Source organism: Rhizobium sp. 01T444, assembly GCF_056398305.1.
Map to the genome: position 1 here is coordinate 1 of NZ_JBFTPD010000110.1, position 950 is coordinate 950.

1 protein-coding gene is annotated in these 950 nt (G+C 68.3%); it reads left to right on the forward strand.

The genetic code is table 11. The features are described 5' to 3' along the window. Positions 1 to 861, forward strand: an 861-nt coding sequence (locus AC1DTN_RS37375) for an isocitrate/isopropylmalate family dehydrogenase (protein WP_477925144.1), incomplete at its 5' end; no start/stop codon positions are given. Positions 862 to 950: the final 89 nt, after the last annotated feature.

Consider the following 950-nt stretch of genomic DNA (forward strand, 5'->3'; position numbering starts at 1 on the left):
GATCCGCACATCCCCGACCACATCACGCTGTGGGGCCTGCGCCTGAAGATCTGCCAGGGCTTCGACCAGTACGCCAATGTCCGGCCGACCCGCATCCTCCCCGGCATCGACGGTCCGCTGAAGCGCTGCACGCCCGAGCAGCTCGACTGGGTGATCGTGCGCGAGAACTCGGAGGGCGAGTACGCCGGCGTCGGTGGCCGCGTGCACCAGGGCCATCCCATCGAGGCGGCGACCGACGTCAGCATGATGACGCGCGCCGGCGTCGAACGCATCATGCGTTTCGCATTCAAGCTGGCCCAGTCGCGGCCCCGCAAGCTGCTGACCGTCGTCACGAAGAGCAACGCCCAGCGCCATGCGATGGTGATGTGGGATGAGATCGCCGTGCAGATCTCGAAGGAGTTTCCGGACGTCAGCTGGGACAAGGAACTCGTCGACGCCGCCACCGCGCGCATGGTGAACCGCCCGGCCTCGCTCGACACCATCGTCGCGACCAACCTGCACGCCGATATCCTGAGCGACCTCGCAGCCGCGCTGGCCGGCAGCCTGGGCATCGCACCGACGGGCAACATCGACCCCGAGCGCCGCTACCCGTCGATGTTCGAGCCCATCCATGGCTCGGCCATCGACATCATGGGCAAGGGCCTGGCCAATCCGGTCGGCACCTTCTGGTCTGTGGTGAAGCGGCTCGAACACCTGGGCGAGACGGCGGTCGCCGCTCGCCTGATGCAGGCCATCGAGCACGCCACGGCCAACCCCGTGCTTCACACCCGCGACCTCGGCGGCAGTGCCACCACGGCGGACGTCACACGGGCCGTCTGCGAGTGCCTGGCAGCCGGCCAGGGCCAGCGCCGCGCGGCTTGAGMCGCCCGCCCGCCCACGCATCAACAACGACACGGAGACAAACCTTGCCCGACGACTTCAGACTTCAACGCCGCCAGCTCATCCAGGCC